Below are 1,164 nucleotides of genomic sequence, written 5' to 3' on the forward strand. Positions count from 1 at the left end.
TCCGCAGCCACTGCCGGCAGCACCAGACCGGCGGACATATAGTTCCGCTGGAGCGCCGGCAGCATGTCGATGAGATCTTCCCATGTCTCCGGCGCACTGGTGAAGCCCAGCTCGCTGAGCACGTCCTTGCGGTAGAACATCATCGCCCAGCTGCGGGTGAGGGGCAGACCGTAGGTGCCGCCCTCGTACTGGTAGGGCACCATGGCTGTGCGCTGGTACTGCTGGGTGATCTCCTCATAGCCGTCCATGGCAGACACGTCTGCCAGCAGTCCGCGGGCTGCCAGATTGACGGGAAATTCGCCGCCGAGGAACAGGGCAACGTCCGGTCCCTTGTCCGCCAGCGTCGCCTCGACAACGCCGCCGACAACCAGATTGACGGAGACGGGAATGTCATACTGCTGCTGGAACTCCGATTCCACCAGATCCTTGACGGCCTGTGCCTGATCCCGTCCCAGCGATACCCATACTTCAATGGCATCATCGCCGGTGGTGGCGGACAGGGAGCTGTAGTCCTCATCCCAGGAGGCGGTGAAGCGCTGGAAGCTATAGGAGAGGGACTTCCAGAAGCCCGCCTTGACGGAGGGGAAATCCTCGTCCGGCGAAGCCAGTTCCAGATAGTCCACTTCCAGCGGCTGGTCACGGTAGTCCCGCATCCACGAGGACAGGGATGTGATATCGTCCTTGATCTGGGAGAGGTAGTTGGGGATCTTCAGCGGCTCGTCCGCACACTTCTCCAGAATGATGCGCATCTGTTCCAGAGAGGATGCCTCTGTGCCCTTGGAGTTTGCCAGGGATTCGATGTGTCCCTGAATCTCCTCCAGTTCGCCGGAGATGCGCCGGAACTCGCCCACCAGTTCCGGAATCTTCTCGTGGACATAGTAGTCGGTGTACTTGTCCGGCTCCGGACCGGTGATCATGACGATCTTCCGGTAACAGGTGTTCAGATCCAGCACGATGGCATCCAGCTGGCGCATGGAGTCGCCGATCTCGCCGGGAATCGCCTCCATGGTGATGGTGTGGTCTTCGCCGGCGGTGAGGTAGACATACACTGCCTCGCCGTCTGCGTTCTCCACAGCGGTCATCCGGAAGTCCGTGTCATAGTAGAACTTCACCTGATCGAATTCCTCGCTGGGAACGCTGCCGTCAATGGAGATGCGGCGGTTG

Annotated in this window: 1 protein-coding gene; it reads right to left on the reverse strand. The window is 60.5% G+C overall.

What is annotated here, in order from left to right; all coding sequences use genetic code 11:
* Positions 1–1,164 (reverse strand): extracellular solute-binding protein (locus QZL66_RS11150; RefSeq protein ID WP_293615136.1); only part of this gene is annotated, 1,164 nt, incomplete at both ends.

This window comes from Ruminococcus sp. CAG:330 (assembly GCF_000437175.1).
Classification (GTDB): Bacteria; Bacillota; Clostridia; order Oscillospirales; family Ruminococcaceae; genus Ruminococcus_C.